We start from the raw sequence: 1742 nt of genomic DNA on the forward strand, positions 1-1742 counted from the left end.
CTTCGTAAGGAGGTGATCCAACCGCAGGTTCCCCTACGGTTACCTTGTTACGACTTCACCCCAGTCATGAATCACACCGTGGTAAACGCCCTCCCGAAGGTTAAGCTATCTACTTCTGGTGCAACCCACTCCCATGGTGTGACGGGCGGTGTGTACAAGGCCCGGGAACGTATTCACCGTGACATTCTGATTCACGATTACTAGCGATTCCGACTTCATGGAGTCGAGTTGCAGACTCCAATCCGGACTTAGACGTACTTTAGGAGGTCCGCTCCAGCTCGCACCTTCGCTTCCCTTTGTATACGCCATTGTAGCACGTGTGTAGCCCTGGTCGTAAGGGCCATGATGACTTGACGTCGTCCCCACCTTCCTCCGCTTTATCAACGGCAGTCTCCTTTGAGTTCCCGACCTAATCGCTGGCAACAAAGGATAAGGGTTGCGCTCGTTGCGGGACTTAACCCAACATTTCACAACACGAGCTGACGACAGCCATGCAGCACCTGTCTCACAGTTCCCGAAGGCACTCCAGCATCTCTGCCAGATTCTATGGATGTCAAGACCAGGTAAGGTTCTTCGCGTTGCATCGAATTAAACCACATGCTCCACCGCTTGTGCGGGCCCCCGTCAATTCATTTGAGTTTTAACCTTGCGGCCGTACTCCCCAGGCGGTCGATTTATCGCGTTAGCTTCGGAGCCCATCACTCTAGGCAACAAACTCCAAATCGACATCGTTTACAGCGTGGACTACCAGGGTATCTAATCCTGTTTGCTCCCCACGCTTTCGCATCTCAGCGTCAGTATCTGTCCAGAAGGCCGCCTTCGCCACCGGTATTCCTCCACATCTCTACGCATTTCACCGCTACACGTGGAATTCTACCTCCCTCTACAGTACTCCAGACGACCAGTTTTAAATGCTATTCCCAGGTTGAGCCCGGGGCTTTCACACCTAACTTAATCATCCGCCTACATGCCCTTTACGCCCAGTCATTCCGATTAACGCTCGCACCCTCCGTATTACCGCGGCTGCTGGCACGGAGTTAGCCGGTGCTTCTTCTGTGGCTAACGTCAATTATATGCACTTTTCATACACACAACTTCCTCACCACCGAAAGTACTTTACAACCCGAAGGCCTTCTTCATACACGCGGCATGGCTGCATCAGGGTTTCCCCCATTGTGCAATATTCCCCACTGCTGCCTCCCGTAGGAGTCTGGACCGTGTCTCAGTTCCAGTGTGGCTGGTCATCCTCTCAGACCAGCTAGAGATCGTCGCCTTGGTAAGCCATTACCTCACCAACTAGCTAATCCCATATGGGTTCATCAAATGGCAAGTGCACCTAAGTAAACTTAAGCACCCCCTTTGGTCTCGCGACTTTATGCGGTATTAGCAGTCGTTTCCAACTGTTGTCCCCCACCATTCGGCAGATCCCCATACTTTACTCACCCGTCCGCCACTCGTCATCAGGTGCAAGCACCCATGTTACCGTTCGACTTGCATGTGTTAAGCCTGCCGCCAGCGTTCAATCTGAGCCATGATCAAACTCTTCAATTTAAAGTTTGATGCTCAATAACTGTCTCTGACATATTCAAATGAATCTTCAGTGTCACTTATTAAGACTTAATTTTTTCAGTCCGTAGACTTCATATCTTTTGTCCTAACAGTGCCCACACAGATTGTCTGTTTTTACTTTTTAAAGAGCTAACAGTTTACCTTCTAGGTTTACTGTCTCAAGGGTTGCGTAT

1 rRNA gene is annotated in these 1742 nt (G+C 50.4%); it reads right to left on the reverse strand.

The window, feature by feature from the left end:
* Positions 1-5 precede the first annotated feature (5 nt).
* Positions 6-1551, reverse strand: a 16S ribosomal RNA gene (locus FcAc13_RS12000).
* Between the last annotated feature and the right edge of the window lie 191 nt (positions 1552-1742).

This window comes from Frischella japonica (assembly GCF_014489845.1).
Classification (GTDB): domain Bacteria; phylum Pseudomonadota; class Gammaproteobacteria; order Enterobacterales; family Orbaceae; genus Frischella; species Frischella japonica.